The 16,136-nt window shown below is 65.1% G+C and carries 15 protein-coding genes and 2 pseudogenes; 7 read left to right on the top strand and 10 right to left on the bottom strand.

The window, feature by feature from the left end; translation table 11 throughout:
- Positions 1-24 precede the first annotated feature (24 nt).
- Both AC3WTE_RS19685 and AC3WTE_RS19680 read left to right on the top strand, forming a co-directional pair.
- Entirely contained in the window at positions 25-624 is a 600-nt protein-coding gene (locus AC3WTE_RS19685) for a TetR/AcrR family transcriptional regulator (RefSeq protein ID WP_492440142.1), read from the top strand.
- A gap of 35 nt (positions 625-659) precedes the next feature.
- Complete coding sequence (locus AC3WTE_RS19680) at positions 660-1,568, top strand: fumarylacetoacetate hydrolase family protein (protein WP_492440140.1); 909 nt, start codon at positions 660-662, stop codon at positions 1,566-1,568.
- Positions 1,569-1,579: 11 nt separating this feature from the next.
- On the opposite strand, the gene AC3WTE_RS19675 is transcribed toward AC3WTE_RS19680, so the two are convergent.
- The 3 genes from AC3WTE_RS19675 to AC3WTE_RS19665 are packed head-to-tail and all read right to left on the bottom strand — an operon-like array spanning position 1,580 to position 3,681.
- Entirely contained in the window at positions 1,580-2,611 is a 1,032-nt protein-coding gene (locus AC3WTE_RS19675; protein ID WP_492440139.1) for an alpha/beta fold hydrolase, read from the bottom strand.
- 7 nt (positions 2,612-2,618) lie between these two features.
- Entirely contained in the window at positions 2,619-3,182 is a 564-nt protein-coding gene (locus AC3WTE_RS19670) for a hypothetical protein (protein WP_492440137.1), read from the bottom strand.
- Positions 3,183-3,192: 10 nt separating this feature from the next.
- Complete coding sequence (locus AC3WTE_RS19665) at positions 3,193-3,681, bottom strand: universal stress protein (RefSeq protein WP_492440135.1); 489 nt, start codon at positions 3,679-3,681, stop codon at positions 3,193-3,195.
- A gap of 231 nt (positions 3,682-3,912) precedes the next feature.
- On the opposite strand from AC3WTE_RS19665, the gene AC3WTE_RS19660 reads away from it, so the two are divergent.
- Positions 3,913-4,560: a VC0807 family protein gene (locus AC3WTE_RS19660; RefSeq protein WP_492440133.1), complete on the top strand. Its 648-nt coding sequence runs from the start codon at positions 3,913-3,915 to the stop codon at positions 4,558-4,560.
- Here the strand turns inward: AC3WTE_RS19660 and AC3WTE_RS19655 are convergent.
- A pseudogene (locus AC3WTE_RS19655) lies at positions 4,508-4,894 on the bottom strand (Gfo/Idh/MocA family protein); the annotation flags it as partial. The gene AC3WTE_RS19660 and the pseudogene AC3WTE_RS19655 sit on opposite strands and share 53 nt — an antisense overlap.
- Before the next feature lie 229 nt (positions 4,895-5,123).
- Here AC3WTE_RS19655 and AC3WTE_RS19650 point away from each other — a divergent pair.
- Both AC3WTE_RS19650 and AC3WTE_RS19645 read left to right on the top strand, forming a co-directional pair.
- On the top strand, positions 5,124-6,338 hold the full coding sequence (locus AC3WTE_RS19650; protein WP_492440131.1) for an MFS transporter: 1,215 nt from the start codon (positions 5,124-5,126) through the stop codon (positions 6,336-6,338).
- Between the two features lie 199 nt (positions 6,339-6,537).
- On the top strand, positions 6,538-7,971 hold the full coding sequence (locus AC3WTE_RS19645) for a glyceraldehyde-3-phosphate dehydrogenase (RefSeq protein ID WP_492440129.1): 1,434 nt from the start codon (positions 6,538-6,540) through the stop codon (positions 7,969-7,971).
- 72 nt (positions 7,972-8,043) lie between these two features.
- Here the strand turns inward: AC3WTE_RS19645 and AC3WTE_RS19640 are convergent, their stop codons facing one another.
- The gene (locus tag AC3WTE_RS19640) at positions 8,044-8,712 is read right to left on the bottom strand and encodes a TetR family transcriptional regulator (RefSeq protein WP_492440127.1); all 669 of its coding nucleotides are present in this window, start codon (positions 8,710-8,712) and stop codon (positions 8,044-8,046) included.
- 130 nt (positions 8,713-8,842) lie between these two features.
- Between AC3WTE_RS19640 and AC3WTE_RS19635 the strand changes: the two are divergent.
- Positions 8,843-8,959 (top strand): annotated as a pseudogene (locus AC3WTE_RS19635) (NADP-dependent oxidoreductase); the annotation flags it as partial.
- On the top strand, positions 8,959-10,092 hold the full coding sequence (locus AC3WTE_RS19630) for an Rv3169 family protein (RefSeq protein WP_492440125.1): 1,134 nt from the start codon (positions 8,959-8,961) through the stop codon (positions 10,090-10,092). The pseudogene AC3WTE_RS19635 and the gene AC3WTE_RS19630, both read left to right, overlap by 1 nt.
- Here AC3WTE_RS19630 and AC3WTE_RS19625 read toward each other — a convergent pair.
- From AC3WTE_RS19625 to AC3WTE_RS19605, 5 genes are all read right to left on the bottom strand, one after another.
- A complete protein-coding gene (locus tag AC3WTE_RS19625; RefSeq protein ID WP_492440123.1) occupies positions 10,082-11,134 on the bottom strand; it encodes an LLM class flavin-dependent oxidoreductase in 1,053 nt (350 codons plus the stop codon). The two genes, AC3WTE_RS19630 and AC3WTE_RS19625, sit on opposite strands and share 11 nt — an antisense overlap.
- On the bottom strand, positions 11,134-11,640 hold the full coding sequence (locus AC3WTE_RS19620; RefSeq protein ID WP_492440121.1) for an SRPBCC family protein: 507 nt from the start codon (positions 11,638-11,640) through the stop codon (positions 11,134-11,136). The genes AC3WTE_RS19625 and AC3WTE_RS19620 overlap by 1 nt, the downstream gene beginning before the upstream one ends.
- Positions 11,641-11,643: 3 nt before the next feature.
- Complete coding sequence (locus AC3WTE_RS19615; RefSeq protein WP_492440119.1) at positions 11,644-12,240, bottom strand: TetR/AcrR family transcriptional regulator; 597 nt, start codon at positions 12,238-12,240, stop codon at positions 11,644-11,646.
- A gap of 158 nt (positions 12,241-12,398) precedes the next feature.
- On the bottom strand, positions 12,399-14,201 hold the full coding sequence (locus tag AC3WTE_RS19610) for a fatty acyl-AMP ligase (protein ID WP_492440117.1): 1,803 nt from the start codon (positions 14,199-14,201) through the stop codon (positions 12,399-12,401).
- Positions 14,202-14,246: 45 nt separating this feature from the next.
- Positions 14,247-16,007, bottom strand: a complete 1,761-nt coding sequence (locus AC3WTE_RS19605; RefSeq protein WP_492440115.1) for an N-acyl-D-amino-acid deacylase family protein — start codon at positions 16,005-16,007, stop codon at positions 14,247-14,249.
- Between the last annotated feature and the right edge of the window lie 129 nt (positions 16,008-16,136).

Raw genomic sequence — 16,136 nt, 5'->3', positions numbered from 1 at the left:
CCCGCTGCTCGTACACTTCGACTCGTGGCTGAACAAACGGGACGTGCGGTGCCCGCGGCAGTGGCGAGCAAGCTCTATGCCGCAGCCGAACTGATCGCCACCAAGGGACTGGAAAACACGAAGATCGAAGAGATCGCGGCCGCATCCGGTGTCCCGAAAGCCACGCTGTACTACTACTTCACCGGCAAGGACGACATCCTCGGCTTTCTGCTGCGGGATTCGCTGGGCGACCTTGCGCGCGAAGTCGCCGAGGCTGCCGACTCCGCCGGCAGCGGCAAGGAGCGACTTGTTGCGGTCATCACCGCGCAGGTCGCGCACACGATGAACCGGCCAGGGACCAGCATGACTCTGGTTGGCGACCTAGGCCGCGCGATCAGACTCCCCGAACTCGCGTCGGCCGTCCAGGATGCGTTCTACGAACCCATCGCCCGCGTTTTGGCGGCCGGGGCCGCCGACGGAACCCTGAAGCGCGTCACGGATCCACGCAGTGATGCGATCAGCATTTTCGGCGCGGTGATGATGACAGCGCTGCTGCACAACGCCGTCAGCTCGGGAAAGTCCGAGCGCGACGTGGCCCGTGAAGTCATCGACTTCGTCCTGAACGGCGTGGCGCCCGCCCGCTGAGTGTTCGACAGGATCTCGCCAAGGGAGGTTTGACAATGAAGTTCCGGCGCATCCTGTCCGGCGACCGGCTGCAGTATCAGAAGCTCGACGACACCGGCGACTGGGAGCCCACCGATGTCGCGCCACTACCGTCGGCCTTCACCCCGGAATTCGAGGTGGCCCGCGCCCGGGACCACGCCGCGGCCGGCGGCGGTTGTCTGCCGTTCCAGCCGCTGTCGTTCCGCGACTTCATGGCGTCCCGGCAACACGTGATCGACGCTTCTCGGGGATTGTTGACCCGGTTCCATCCACGCGAAGCCGCCGTGACGCGTGCGGTGGAATCCCTTACCCATAAACCGTTTCCGAAGTTCGCACCGCACGCACTGTTCGACCGACAGCCGATCTACTACATGTCCAACCACCTCACCTTCATGCCCAGCGGTACGCCGGTGCAAGCTCCGGCCTACACCAAGGCCCTCGACTACGAACTCGAACTCGGCTTCGTCCTGCGCACCGGGCTGCGCGACGCCAGCCCCGAAGAGGCCACGAACGCCATCGGAGCTTTCGTCGTGCTCAACGACTTCAGCGCCCGCGACGTGCAGCGCGCCGAGATGGCCACCGGCCTTGGCCCGCAGAAGTCGAAGCACTTCGCGAGTTCCATGTCGCAGGTCGCGGTGACCCCCGACGAGATACTCCCCAAGCTGGCAACGTTGACCGGATCAGTGAGCATCAACGACCGCGTGGTCAGCCGGGTTGATACCCGCGATCAACGCTGGACCATCGGCGAGATGCTCGCACACGCGTCAAAATCCGAAACTTTGCTTCCCGGTGAACTTTTCGCGACGGGGACTCTGGCCGGTGGCAGTGGCATGGAGACCGGCAATTGGCTGAACGACGGTGACGCCCTCACGCTCGAACTGGATGGGATCGGGACCATCGAACATGTGATAACGCAGCATCGCTGAACGTGTCACCGCTACCTGATGACCTTCGTGTGGAGGGTCTCACGTGCGGTCGGCAGTCGCGACCGGGACCGATCGACGAAGACCGGGGCACCGACGTCATCAGACAGCGGCCCAGGTGCCTGCGGCGAACTGTCCGAGAGTGCGGCCCGCAGAACCTGCACGAACTGCGCGGGTTGATCATTCTGCAGGTAGTGGTTGGCTCGCGGCAACACCCAGAATTCGTTGTCGCCCGGCTTGGTCGACAAGTACTTGTTCCACACATGTGACGCGACCCGCAGCGGCGAGACTTCATCGCAAAGCCCCCACACCACAATCGTTTTGACGGTCATCGCCGCGAGTGCCTCGAGCCATTCCTGTTCGTGCTCGGCGCGCTCCACCAGATACTGGATCGTGTCGTGGATGACGGCCAGGCCATCGTTTGCGGCGAAGGTGTCGGCCAGCGCCACGATGGTCGGATCGTCCAGTGCGCGACGCGGCGTGAACGTGGTTTGCCCAAGCCCGGCGGCGAGGAGCTGCGGCGTGATGGCCCCGACGGTCTCCGCCGCTGTCTGGGGATTGAGCACGAGCCGCTGGAACTCGGTCAGATTCGATAGCGGCAGGAAGATATTGCCGTTACTGAGAACAAGGTTGGACACTTCGAACGACGTCTCGCCGGTGCTGCATCGATGCGCGAAAGCCAGCGCGACGCTGTCGCCACGGTCGTGGGCGACCACATCACCTGTGTGCGCATCAAGGACTTCGGTGAGGTAGTACCCCAGCAGTTCGCTGTCGCGGCGCAAGGTATAGCTCACGCCCTTGGGCTTGTCGGAGAATCCGAAGCCCGGAAGGTCGAGTACGCAGACCCGAAAGCCTGCGCTGAGCTCCCCCACCACGTCCTGCCAGTCGATGCTGCTGGTGGGAAACCCATGAACCAGCAGCAGGAGCGGAGCCTCGGGGTCACCGAATTCGGCGTGAAAGATGTTGAGCCGGAAGCTATCTGGCTCCGATGAGGTCCACTCGAAGTGACTGCCTGCCGCCAGCCATTCGCGGGCGCGCCGCTCCATGATCTGCCTAGATCCCGGTCCAAGCGCTGGCGATCTGCTTGCCGATGTCGACAACTTTCGCCTGCTGCGCTTCGGGTGCTTCGATCCGCCGGCCGACCTGTTTGGCGATGACGCGCTTGATCTCTGAGTCGACGTCCGCGACGATGCGCAAAAGTTCGCCCCGCAGCGTCTGCGACGTCACGTTGACAGTGATGTCCTTGCGCTCCGGCTTGGGGATATCGATGATCAGCAGCAGCGGCTCTGCAGCCCGAGCGGTGGCAACCAACGCGATCTCCCCCGCCACCATGAATCTCGAGCGGTCCACTCGCAGGTCGATCAGGAGATCGATGTCCAGCGGTATGCGAACGTCGAACGCGATCATGTCGCCGGCCCTGCGCGTCACCTGAGGCTGCTCGATACTGACGCGTGCGGTAACCCGAGCGATTCCCGCCGGGCCGGCCGGAAAGGGTCCGAGTTCGAAGGTATCGCCCGCCATGCTGCCGAAGCCGTGGGCTACACGGTCAGCGGTGACGGCAACCTCGAAGAACTTTCGGCCGAACTCCTCGTACGTCGCGAACTCGTGCGTCGCCATGAGACCACCATCAGTCGACGGTATGGACGATCAAGATGTCGATCTTGGCCTTTCGGGCCACGTCAGCAGGTACCGAGCCCAGCAGTCGTCCTGCTGTCGAGTCGAGGCCGACGTCGCCCACGACGATCAGCTCCGCCTCGACTTCCGTCGACAGTCTGACCAACGCCTCGACAGGTGCGCCGATCACCGAACGCTCCTCGATGTTTGTGGCACCTGCCCCACGAGCGAGCTCACCTGCCTCGTGGAGGATTTCGTACACGTGTGCATCGCCGTGGACCCGGTAACCCTCGCGCCCCAGGGCATCCTCGGCGCGCCGGTCACTCGCTTTTTCGGGTGCAGCCGCCCGTGCCCAACCGCCCTTCTCGACTTCGTGAATATGCGCGGTTGCGATGACCAGTTTCGCGCCGTGCTGCGCCGCAAACGCTGCGGCCTGCTCCACCGCTTTCATCGACGAGTCTGAACCGTCCGTACCCACGAGGACCGTTTGATAGCTGCCCATGCTGTCTCCTAACGGGAGGGAAGTCGTCACGACACTAGCGCGAACAGAGCGGTTGACGTGGGCTTTCGAGGCGCATCGGGCTGTCCGGCGGCGGCGGCTCCCCCAATCGGGGGACAGTGTTTTCATCCCCCGCGTCAGCCGGTCACCGGACAGACTCGCGGCCGGCCGAGCGAGACGCTGTAAGCAACTCAGCACTGCGCCACAGCTCACGCTTCCCGGAAGGACCTCGCCATGACTGCCATCCCAGGCGCCGAAAGGTCCACCGCCAAACGGCGCGCGATCATCCGGACGGTTCTCGAAGTGGGGTCCCCGTTGCTCACCTTCTATGGACTTCGCGCCACCGGGCATTCGGAGTACTTCGCGCTCTTGGCCGCCACGATCGTCGCCGGCCTCCCGGTGGCATATGGTCTGGCCAAGGCCCGTCAGCTCGACCCGTATTCCGGATACCTCATGTTGATGTTCGGACTGACGCTGGCGGTCGCATTGGTGACCACCAACCCACAGCTGGTGCTGGTCGGGCAGACGCTCGTCGGCGGCGTTGCGGCTGCGGTGTTCCTCGCGAGCTGCGGCATCGGCAAGCCCATGACACTGTTCGTCGCGGCGCGGTTCATGCCCGGGGCTACCGAGAGCACACTCACCGCAGCGTTGCACGCATTGCACATCCGGTTGAGTGCGGTCGTCGGTGTCGGCCTGGTGGTTCAGGTAGCCGTCCTGCTGGCGATCATCTTCACGTTCCCCTTCGACGTCGCGAACGGCTTGGTCAACGTCGTCGGTTCTGTGATCGTCCTCGCGATCGCCGCGGTTGTCGCATTCATGGTCCGCCGATTCAAGCAGGTGCCCGCAGTGGTAACCCCCCGGCTCGGTAGACGGCATCGATGACGGTCATATTCTCAACCGTGTCCTGCGGTGACGTCTTTACCGGTTCACTGCCAAACACCGCATCAGCGAATGCGTCCAGTTGATAGCTGTACGATGCGCGACGCGGAAACCGTTCGACGCGTTTACCGTTCGCGCTACGGACCGTGAGGCGATGGAACAGCTGCGGCAGCACGGGATTGAGTACCCGTAGCTCTCCGTGCTCGCCGACGACTTTGACGCTCATCTGGAGCAGGCTCGTCGACCACATGCTGCAGCACACCCGGCCGGTATGTCCTGCGGGGTAACGCGATTCGGCGGTCATCGCCCTTTCGACCCGATCATCCCTCGACCATGCGCACTGGACGAGCGATTCCGGCAGTGCCGGAGGCATGGGTCACGGCGGTGGTGGGATGTCGTTGCACCGCCAGCCCCGATCCCCACATGTTCGAGCACATGTGCGCGTTTACCGGTGGATCTGCCGCGCCGCAACAGCATTCGACGAGGTTTGCGGAGAAGCCACCGACCGAGCCAGCACTTGCCCGTGTGGGCAAGACCGTTCTCGATTCGGCGTGCACAATCTGTGCGTGACCCGCCGCCCCCTCAAGCCCTGGCACTTCGTCCTCCTCTTCGGCGTCGTGAGCCTGCTCGCCGACATGGTGTACGAAGGTGCCCGCAGCATCATCGGTCCCTACCTGGCGACCCTCGGAGCTTCGGCCGCTGTCGTCGGATTGGTCGCCGGCGCAGGAGAATTCATCGGCTATGGGTTGCGCGTCGTGTCCGGATACGCGATTGCGCGAACGCAGCACTACTGGGCGTGGACCATCACCGGTTATGCCCTGACCGTGCTGAGTGTGCCGCTGATCGGCGTCACGGGATCTCTCGTACCGGCACTGCTGTTGTATGGCACGGAGCGGCTGGGCAAGGCTGTGCGCTCGCCCGCGAAAGATACGTTGCTGTCCCATGCGTCGATGAGCACCGGCCGCGGCAGCGCTTTCGGCGTCCACCAAGCCCTCGACCAAACCGGCGCCATCGCCGGCCCACTGCTGCTGGCGGCGGTGCTGAGCGCCCATGCCGGTGACTATCGGCTGGCGTTCGGGGTGCTCATCGTCCCCGGCGTCCTGGTCCTGGCCCTGCTCGGCTGGCTCCGGTTCCGCGTCCCGGACCCGCGTGACTACGAACAGGTGCACGTCGACATCACGGGGCCGGAGAGGGCGTCCGACGAACCCCGGCCCGCCGACGCCAAGCCGCGGCTTCCGGCCCAGTTCTGGCAGTACGTGCTCGCCATCGGACTGCTGTCCTGCGGTGTCGCGTCGTTCCCATTGCTGGCGTTCCACGCCCAGCGCACCGGGCTGCTCACCGATGCTCAAGTACCCGTCCTGTTCGCGGTAGCCATGGCCGTTGACGGCGCCGCGGGACTCGTGATGGGCCGCGTCTACGACCAGCGAGGACCGGTCACGCTGCTCGCGGTCCCCATCGCCGCCGCGCTTTCCGCGATCGCCTTCACCGGCGACCGAACCCTGGTCTGGCTCGGCGTCGCTGTCTGGGGTGTGGTCAACGGGGTGCTCGATTCCACCGTCAAATCGGTCGTCACCGAGCTCGTGCCGGCAAACATGAGGGCCATCGCTTTCGGCTGGCTGGCCCTGCTGCGCGGCGTCGCACTGCTTGTGGCGGGCGGACTGCTCGGCGCGGTCTACGACATCTCCCCCGGCTACACCATGGCGCTGATCGTGGTGGCGAACATCGCCGCACTCGCCGGGCTGGTGCCGGTGCTGCGGCGCATCCAGCCGGCCACTCGATAGCCACCCGCTGAGCTGGTGTTCCAGCGGCAAAAGTCCGACTGGACGCCTGCCGGAACACCGTTTCGGCGCACGATCCCGGGTGGCTGTCAACCCCTACGCGCCTTGCCAGCGGGAGCGACCTGCAGAGCCGGAAATGACGCTCGCTAACATGAATGCGCTGCTCAGCGCGATCGGCCAAGCGACCCGTAGGACAGATGACTTGAATACACCAGAACTTGCCAGTTGGAACACCCAGGAAGCCCTGGCGGAGGCGATGATTCCGATCGTCGGCACCCTGCACCGCACGCGTGGCGTCACCGTCTTGCTGCACAGCCGGTCGCTGGTGAACAAGTCGGTCATCAGCATCCTGCGCACGCACCGCTTCGCCCGGCAGATCGCCGGCGAAGAGCTGTCGGTGGTCGAGACCTTCCCGTTCCTGGAGGCTCTGGCGAATCTCGATCTGGGCCCCGCCAAAATCGACCTCGGCCTGCTCGTACACGCTTACCGCGCCGATGAGCGCGGCCTGTCGGTCCCGGACTTCGTCGCCGACGCCCTCTCCGCGGTCACCGGTGCCAACAAGGCCGAGCCGCAGGGCCCGCGCGATGTGGTGCTCTACGGTTTCGGCCGGATCGGCCGTCTCGTCGCACGACTGCTCGTCGAGAAGGCCGGCGGTGGCAACGGACTGAACCTGAGGGCCGTCGTGGTCCGCAGCGGTGGCGCCGACGACCTCAAGAAGCGGGCTTCGCTGCTGCGCCGCGACTCCGTGCACGGGCACTTCAACGGCACCATCAAGGTCGACAAGGAGAACAACCTCCTCATCGCCAATGGCAACGTCATCAAGTTCATCTACGCCAATGACCCGTCCGAGGTCGACTACACCCAGTACGGCATCAACGACGCCATCCTGATCGACAACACCGGCAAGTGGCGCGACCGCGCCGGCCTCGAGCAGCACCTGCGTCCGGGCATCTCGAAGGTCGTGCTGACCGCACCGGGCAAGGGCGACGTGCCCAACATCGTGCACGGCGTCAACCACCTCGGGCAGGACGTCAACCAGCAGATCTTCTCGTGTGCGTCGTGCACCACCAACGCGATCGTGCCGCCGCTCAAAGCGATGGACGAGAAGTTCGGCATCATCCGCGGCCACGTCGAGACCGTCCACTCGTTCACCAACGACCAGAACCTCCTGGACAACTACCACAAGGCCGACCGTCGCGGCCGTTCGGCGCCGCTGAACCTGACGATCACCGAGACCGGTGCGGCCTCGGCCGTCGCCAAGGCGCTGCCCGAGCTCAAGGCCAAGATCACGGGTAACTCGATCCGCGTTCCCACCCCTGATGTCTCGATCGCCATCCTGAGCCTGCAGCTCACGAAGGAGACGACGAAAGAGGAGGTGCTCACGCACCTGCGCGAGACGTCGTTGTCGGGTCCGCTGAGCCGCAACCTCGACTACACGGCTGCGACCGACGCTGTGTCCAGCGACTTCATCGGTTCGCGTGCGGCATCGATCATCGACGCGAACGCCGCGATCGTCGACGGCGACCAGGCGATCCTGTACTGCTGGTACGACAACGAGTTCGGCTACTCCTGTCAGGTGGTCCGCGTGGTGCAGTTCCTGTCGGGCATCGAGTACCCGACGTACCCGCGCAGCTGATCTCGCCTTCCACCGAAACGGCATTCCGGCAGTCGAGTTCTCGAACTTGTTCTGCGGGATGCCGTTTCGGCGCTAGAGGGGTAGCCCGTAGTGGGCCGCGATACCGCCCAGCAACAACGTCATTCGATGCTGGAATGCCTGTTCGCCGAACGGGTCGTCACCGGACTTCGCGATGGCACGCAGCGTCGGGTACTCCGATGGCGGGCCCTGGGCGGTGAGCGCGAGAATCCGCGCCAGCCACGGTTGTCCGCCCTCGGAGTAGAGGTATTCGCGATGCGCCTCCGTAACACTGCCGACCGCCATGGAGCTCACAGCGGCCCACACCGCAAGCGCGTCGCCCGGCGACAAGCCTTGCGCCGCAAGTGCTTCGACCGCGTCGGCGGTGTACTCCATCTCGACGTCATGCCCGACCCCTCCGCTGACGAACTTCTCCACGAGCGCGGGTTCTGCGGCGAGCACCGTCCGGATGTACGAGGCGTAGTCGCGCAGCCAGGTGGCCCAGTGGCCGCCGGTATACCGCGGCGGCGGCGAGTTGGTCAGAGCACTCGCCGTGGCCAGACGTAGCAGATCATCCTGGTTCTTCACGTGATGGTAGAGGCCGGGCAAACTGACACCGAGATGTTCGGCGACGCGGCGCATCGTGGCGTTCTCTGTGCCGATATCCAAAACCGCTGCAGCGATGGCATTTTGGTCGATGCGCGGCGGCCTCCCCCGGCGGGGCGCTGCGTCGTTCACGCTCATCGGGTTCTCCTGGCGACCGGTTTCACATTCGGGGTTGACGATAACCGAGGCGACTTTTAATAATCAATATGAAAACTCGCTGTGGCCGGGAGCTCCTCGACTGCCGCTGACCCACCACAGAAACGACACGATGAACCGAGTCAACCGTCAGATCCTGTTGCGGCGCCGCCCCACTGGGCTGGTCTCCCCCGACGACACCGAGATGGTCACGATGCCCGCCCCGGTCCCCGCCGACGGCGAGGCTCTGTGCTGACTCCCTTTGATGACTACCCGATCCATTCCTCTGCCGACCCGGTGGGCGTCCCGGCCAGTGGCGACACCAACCACTATGACCGCTACTGGTTCAACGGCCATCAGCGCGATGGCGATTTCTACTTCGGCGCGGCCATGGGGCACTACCCCGTTCGCGGGATCATCGATGCTGCCTTCAGCGTCGTAAAAGATGGTGTCGAACATTCGGTCTTCGCTTCGGGGTCGATGCCCCTCGACCGGTCGGCCACCATCGGGCCGTTCCGCATCGAAGTCATCGAACCGCTGCGCACCATCCGGTACGTCGTCGAATCCAACGCGCACGGCATTTCCTGCGACCTGACCTTCCAGGCCACGACGGCAGCCGTCGAGGAACCGCGTCAACAGCGGCGTACCGCCGAAGGCATCGTGTTGACCGACCACACCAGGCTCACACAGTGGGGGTCGTGGGAGGGGACCATCACCGTCGACGGCGAAGACGTGACGGTCAAGGCCGGCGCCGTGCCGGGCACTCGCGATCGCTCATGGGGTGTCCGACCGGTCGGAGAGCAAGTTGCCGTACTGCGTCAGCCCATGCCCTTCCAGGTCTTCTGGCTCTGGGCCCCATTGCATTTCGGCGACCGATTCACCCACTACGCCTTCCATGAGCACGAGGACGGGCGCCGCTGGCTGGAGACTGCCGCGGTCCTGGACCCACTGCCTGCAGGTGCGTCGCCGTGCAGTCGGGTCGGCGTGCGTGAGTGCTACGACGTCGGCTACGAACTCGACTGGGAGCCCGGCCGGCGCGAGATCCGACGCGCGCATCTCTGGTTCACCGACCCCATCGAGGGTCAAACCCACATCGAGCTGGAGAAGCTCTACACGTTCCGGATGCGTGGTATCGGCTACTGGCACCCCCACTGGGGACACGGTTCCAACCATGGACGATACGAGATCGGCCGGGAATCAATCAGTTTGGACGATTTCGACCCCACCGACTTCACGTCCCTGCACCTGCAGAACGTCGTCAAGGCAACCATGGGTGAGCGCAGCGGGATCGGTGTCGTCGAACAGATCGCCATCGGTCCGCATACACCGTCCGGGCTGACCGGTTTCCTGGACGGGTATCAAGCCGGCAGGGCTACCGGCTGATGGAATGCACCAGGTCGATCGCGGCGCCGAGGGTATTGAACCGTTCCTCGAGGGTCTCCCCGGCGGGGTAGACGCGCACGGTGTCGATGCCGGCGTCACACCACACCTGCAGGCGGTCGCGCACCATGTCCGCGGTACCGATCAAGGTGGTGGCGAGGACCATCTCATCGGTGATGAGCGCCGCCGCACCCTCGCGGTCACCGGACTGCCAGCGTTCACTGACCGCCACCGCGACCTCGGCCCAGCCCTGCCTGCTGTACGCCTGGTTGTAGAAATTGGTTGAGGCTGAACCCATTCCACCGAGGCTGAACGCCAGCTCGCCTTTCCGGGCGTCGATCAGCGTCTTCAGATGCTCCTCGTCGCGGGCGAAGGACACCTCGGCGCCCTGGCAGATGTCCAGATCGGTGCGGGTGCGGCCGGAACGAGCGAGTCCGTCATCGAGATGCGCGAAGTAGGCGTCGTCGGCGCCTTCGGGGATAAAGCTGGTGCCGAGCCAGCCGTCGGCGACTTCGCCGGTGAGACGCAGCATGGCGGGTGTGAGACTGGCGATGTACAGCGGGATTTCGTGTTCTGCCCGCATGGACAGCCGCATCGGCTTCGCGTCGCCGCCCGGCAGCGGAATCTGGAAGTGCTTGCCGCTGTGCGAGATCCGATCACCGGCAACCGCTTGGCGGATGACGTCGATGGTCTCCCGCATCCGGCCCAGAGGCTTGGCGAACGGTACGCCGTGCAGTCCCTCGATAACCTGGGGACCTGATGCGCCCAGTCCCAGCAGGAAGCGTCCTTCCGACAGGTTGGACAGCGTGATCGCGGCTTGGGCGATGGCCACCGGAGTGCGCGTGCCCAGCTGAATGATGCCCGAACCCAACAACATCCGCTCCGTGCACGCGGCATAGAAGCCCAGCGCAGACGGCGCGTCGGACCCCCACGCCTCGGCGACCCAGCAGATGTCGAGGCCCAGCTTCTCGGCCTCTGCGACGAAAATCCTTTGGTACTTCCAGTTTCCGAGGCTGTCCGCCTCGATCGTTGTCGCCGCGCGCATCAGCTTTCTGCCCGCTGCTTGATGTGGGCAAGGGCGGCCTGCATGCCGGCTTCGAATTCGCGGAGCCGGTTGAAGACGATCTTCTGCTCCTTGTCGGGCATCCGGGCGATCGCCAGAGACAAACCGGATGGTGCAGGGCCCATCTGAGCCCATTGCGCGAGCCGAGTTCCCGTACCCTCGGGGCTCACGCTCAGCCGCCAGGTTGCGGTCGGGTTCTCGGCATCCCCGATGGCCCAGGCCATCACCTGTCGCGGCTCGTACTCGACGATCTCGGAGTCCGTCGACCACTCACCCAGGGCCGGGTGACTGTTGTAGCCGACGAACCGGGCACCGATACGAGGTGTGTCGCAGCCGTCGAGCCACTCGACTCGCTGCAGCTCCGGACTACACTCGGGCATCACCGTGATGTCGGAGGCCAGTTCCCATACCCGCTCGACGGGGGCGTCGATCCACGTCGAGACCTCGACAGTAGGGGCGTCGGCATACACCGCACCGGTCCACTCCATGACTCAACTTCCCTTCGGTGTTGGTGCGCCGGCGGCGAAAAGCGTTCGCGCTGCCAGCAGCAACTTCAGTTCGGCGTTGACGTCGTCGAGAGGCTGCGGGCTCGACGTGGCCCTGCACATGGTGATCGCACCCTCGATGGCGCCGAGCGACATGGTCGCGAGCCGGCGGGCCGCTGCGATGTCGAGACCATCTGCCGTCAGGCAGTCGGTGATCAGCCCGTGCCAGGTGCGGAAAATCTGATTGGCGTGCTGCGCCAGCGCCGAGTCCGGCGAGGCGCTGACGGCAATGGACACCACCGGGCAACCGACTCCGAACTTGTGCTTCTGCAACAGCTTTCGCCAGAACATGGTGATTTCATCGACAACGGCGGCCGGTCCGCGGTCCGCGGCATCAGCGATGAGCCGCGAGATGGCAGCACCGCTGAGCTGTGCGGCTTCGTCGATGATCTGGGCACGCCCACCCGGAAAGTGGTGATAAATCGAACCTCGAGGTGCCCCGCTCCGGCTCAGCACATCCTCGAGCGTGACACCGTCGACGCCGCGCTCACGCAGCAACTCGACAGCGGCGAGCACCATTGACTGGCGGGTGTCGGGCGGCATGGGCAACTCCTGGGCGATCAATCGCCTCGAATTATGATGTTTTTCATACTGAGTAGTCAAGAGCGACCGAAACCGCGGCGATACTGGCACCGATATCGCCGGATATCCCCTTTCACTATGACCCTCCTCATAGTGAAAGCAGCGCCGAGAGAACCGAGTTACAGGGCGCCGTCGAGATATGCAGCACGACAGGCACGGCGGGCCAGTTTGCCGCTGGTGGTGCGCGGGATGCCGCCGGCTGGCAGCAGCTTCACATCACCGACTGTGATGGCATGCCGCTCGGACACCAGTGCTTCCACCGCTTCGATAGCCGGCTGCGGATCACTGCGGGACGTGCCCGAGGCGCGTTCGGCGATGATCACCAGCTGCTCGCCGTGCTCACCTGGCACGGTGAAGGCCGCCACGTACCCGCGGCGCACCAGGGGTGACGCGTCAGCGGCGGTGGCTTCGAAGTCCTGCGGATAGTGTTTCTGTCCATCGATGGTGATCAGGTCGGCCAACCGCCCCGTCACATAGAGCTCGCCATCGAGGTAGAAACCCAGATCACCTGTGCGCAGCCATGATCCGTCGATCTCGGCGCCGTCAGTGTGACTGCGCTGTGGCTGGACCGCTCGTAGCCGAGCGTGGAAGACCTCGTGGGTATCCTCCGGCAGGCCCCAGTACCCTCGGCCGATGTTGTTGCCCTGCAACCAGATCTCACCGACGTGTCCGTCCGGCAGCTCGGCTCCGGTAGCCGGGTCGACCAGCACCGCCCAGAGGCTGCGTGCGGTCTGGCCACAGGACACCTGCGCGACCGCACCCGGCGCCCCCTCGGCCACGGGCACCGCATTTCCGGACGCCAACTGGTCGCGGTCGAAGTACCGCACCGTCGCCTCGGCGGCAGGTGCGATGTTCGATACGAAAAGCGTTGCCTCGGCGATGCCATAGGACGGTTTGAACGCCGTCTTCGGCAAGCCGTGCGGTTCGAATGCCGCGTTGAACGTGTTGATGGCGTCGATGCTGACGGGCTCGGAGCCGATGATCAATACGACGTTCGTCAGGTCGATGTTGTCATCCGGACCCGGCGTCCCCCGTTGCGCGGCCCACTCGTAGGCGAAATTCGGTGCGGCAGTGACGACCCGCCCGACCTTCGAGCCGTCGGACAATGCCTTGATCCACCGCAGCGGCCGTCGGACGAATGCCGTGGGTGACAACAGCGTCGAGTGACCGCCGTATACCGTGGGAAAGCCGATCATCGACAGACCCATGTCGTGATACAGCGGCAGCCAGCTGACGCCATGCGTGTTGCGGTCCAGCATGTCGATGGACAGGATCATCTGAATCAAGTTGGTGCCCACCGCCTTATGGGTGATCTCGACACCGACGGGCGGTCGGGTGGCACCAGAGGTGTACTGCAAGTGTGAGATGTCGTCAATGTCCAAGTCGACGGGAGCGAACGCGGCACCCTCGTCGTCGGGGATCCCATCCACGGCGACGACGGTAGGGCTGCCCAGCTCGGGGTGTGCGGACAGGAACGCGGTGACTGCGGGCAGCGCCGACGTCGTCGTCAGGATCGCGGCCGGTCGAGCGTCACGCAACGCGATATTCAAACGTTCAGTGTGCCCGGGTAATTCGGGCGTGAAGAGCGGCACCGCGATGGCCCCGGCCTTGATCGCCGCGAAGAATCCGGCGACGTAGTCGAGTCCCTGTGGGGCGAGGATGGCAACGCGATCACCGCGCTCACTGACGGCCTGCACCCTGGCGCCGATGGCCCGCAGGCGCACCCCGAGCTCGGCCCAGGTCAACTCGATGGTTCGCAGGTCTGCAGCCGAATAGTCCAGGTAGCGGTACGCGATGGTGTCCGGGACATGCGCGATGTTGCGGTCGATCAGGGAGATCAAGGTCGCGCCGGGCGGCAGCGTCACCCTCCCCGATTCGTCGAAGCACTCCTCGATCTGGATCAGGCCGTTGCTCGGAGTCATGAGTCCAGATTAAGCACGAACTCGGGCCGATGGCTGTGGCCCTGGTTACTTGACGCCGCGCACCAGACGGCCCGGACGGGCGCCGGTGTCAACGCCGTGACGACGGGTGACGGTGCCGCTGACGATGGTCGCTTCGTATCCACTTGCGCCTTGCACCAAGCGTTTTCCGCCTGCCGGCAGATCATGCACCATCTTCGGTGCGTGCAGGGTCAGCGCGTCGAGATCGATGACGTTGAGGTCGGCCTTCTTGCCCACACTGATCACGCCGCGGTCGGACATGCCGTAGAGCTGGGCAGTGTCGTGCGACTGCTTGCGGATGACGTACTCGAGCGGCAACCTCTCGCCGCGGTGCCGGTCCCGGGCCCAGTGGGTGAGCAGGAACGTCGGGTACGAAGCGTCGCAGATCATGCTGCAATGCGCACCACCGTCAGACAGCCCGAGCACTCCCGCCGGGTGGGTGAGCATTTCCCGGATGGCGTCATGATTGCCGTCGGAGTAGTTGAACATCGGGTACATGAGCATGGCCCCGGCGCTCGCTTCCAGCATGAGGTCGTACATCGCAGCCAAGGGATCCACGCCGCGCCGCTGCGCGATAGCGGCGACGGTGCGTTCCACTGTCGGCTCGTAGTCCGGCGGTTCGCCGATGTGGTACAGGCGATTTGCGGCATTCTGCGCCAGCATGAACATGCCGTCGAACAGCTTCGTCGGGTCGATCGGCAGATCTTCCTCAGCCAGGATCGCGGCCCGCACGGCGGGTTCGGCCAGCTTCTCCCCGAGTTCGTCGCGCGGGCATTCGGCAGCCAGTCGACGGTAGGTCGGCCGGTGCGTGAACGCGTGGTGGCCGGGGAAGCCCAGCAGCATGCCGAACGGCCGGGCCGCCACCTGTGGGAACAACCGGCTGCCGGCCTGGTGCGCCGCGGCGGACAGGTCGAGCTGTTCGCGCCAGAGGTTCGGGTCTGCGTCGACCTGGATGAGGGCGAAGCTCAGCGCGCAGTCGATCTCCTCACCGAGCCGCCGCATCCAGTCGAGTTCCTTGCGAGGCGCGATGATGTCCTCGCCCGCGGCACCTTGCGGCGCCAACTCGAAGACCGCCGCACCACCGGCCGCGGTGGCCCGGCCCAGGCCAAACAACTCGTCCTCGGCGGCAAAGGTGCCCGGCACCGGCTCGCCGTCCATGGCGCGGTGCGCCAGCGTGCGTGAGGACGAAAAGCCCAGGGCTCCAGCCTCGATCGCCTCCTGTACCAGGTTCGCCATGGCCTTGATGTCGTCGGCGGTGGCGGGCTCGTTTCGCGCCCCGCGCTCCCCCATCGCGTACGCGCGAACCGCGCCGTGGGCGATCTGGGTGCCCATGTCGACAGCCAGTTCGCGCTGCCCGATGACGTCGAGGTACTCGCCGAAGCTCTCCCAGCCCCAGGTGATGCCCTCGGTCAGTGCCGTGCCGGGGATGTCCTCGACACCTTCCATGAGCGCGATCAGCCATTCCTCCTGGCCGGGCCGGACCGGTGCGAAGCCGACGCCGCAGTTGCCCGCGACCACCGTCGTCACACCGTGGTTGCTCGACGGTTCCAGCACGCTGTCCCAGCTGACCTGACCGTCGTAGTGGGTGTGGATGTCCACGAACCCCGGAGCGACGATCTTGCCGCCGGCATCGATGGTCTCGGCTGAATCACCCGTCAGCACAGGATCATTGGGTCCGCGCCGATGGACCTCCACGATCTTGCCGTCCTTGATCGCGACATCGGCGGTGAACCGGTCGGCACCGGTGCCGTCGACGACGGTGCCGCCGGTGATTTTCAGATCGAACACATCTGCTCCCTCATTGCCGCCCGCGACCGCTCGCCTGCGGCAGTACTGTAACAGTGTTACACGGTGATCGGACGCGGATCTGGCGACTGGTTGCGACCGGAGTGTGATTAGGTGTTCGGCAAACCGGAA

It is taken from the genome of Mycobacterium sp. FW102-FHT13B02 (genome assembly GCF_058790275.1).
This window is presented reverse-complemented; position numbering and strand designations above follow the sequence as displayed.

Excerpts from the sequence above, each read along its gene's own strand:
- AC3WTE_RS19625 (WP_492440123.1), bottom strand. The coding sequence starts at position 11,134 with ATGCGCGCGGCGACAACGATCGAGGCGGACAGCCTCGGAAACTGGAAG.
- AC3WTE_RS19660 (WP_492440133.1), top strand. The coding sequence starts at position 3,913 with ATGACTGCCATCCCAGGCGCCGAAAGGTCCACCGCCAAACGGCGCGCG.
- AC3WTE_RS19620 (WP_492440121.1), bottom strand. The coding sequence starts at position 11,640 with ATGGAGTGGACCGGTGCGGTGTATGCCGACGCCCCTACTGTCGAGGTC.
- AC3WTE_RS19615 (WP_492440119.1), bottom strand. The coding sequence starts at position 12,240 with ATGCCGCCCGACACCCGCCAGTCAATGGTGCTCGCCGCTGTCGAGTTG.
- AC3WTE_RS19680 (WP_492440140.1), top strand. The coding sequence starts at position 660 with ATGAAGTTCCGGCGCATCCTGTCCGGCGACCGGCTGCAGTATCAGAAG.
- AC3WTE_RS19675 (WP_492440139.1), bottom strand. The coding sequence starts at position 2,611 with ATGGAGCGGCGCGCCCGCGAATGGCTGGCGGCAGGCAGTCACTTCGAG.
- AC3WTE_RS19665 (WP_492440135.1), bottom strand. The coding sequence starts at position 3,681 with ATGGGCAGCTATCAAACGGTCCTCGTGGGTACGGACGGTTCAGACTCG.
- AC3WTE_RS19640 (WP_492440127.1), bottom strand. The coding sequence starts at position 8,712 with ATGAGCGTGAACGACGCAGCGCCCCGCCGGGGGAGGCCGCCGCGCATC.
- AC3WTE_RS19670 (WP_492440137.1), bottom strand. The coding sequence starts at position 3,182 with ATGGCGACGCACGAGTTCGCGACGTACGAGGAGTTCGGCCGAAAGTTC.
- AC3WTE_RS19610 (WP_492440117.1), bottom strand. The coding sequence starts at position 14,201 with ATGACTCCGAGCAACGGCCTGATCCAGATCGAGGAGTGCTTCGACGAA.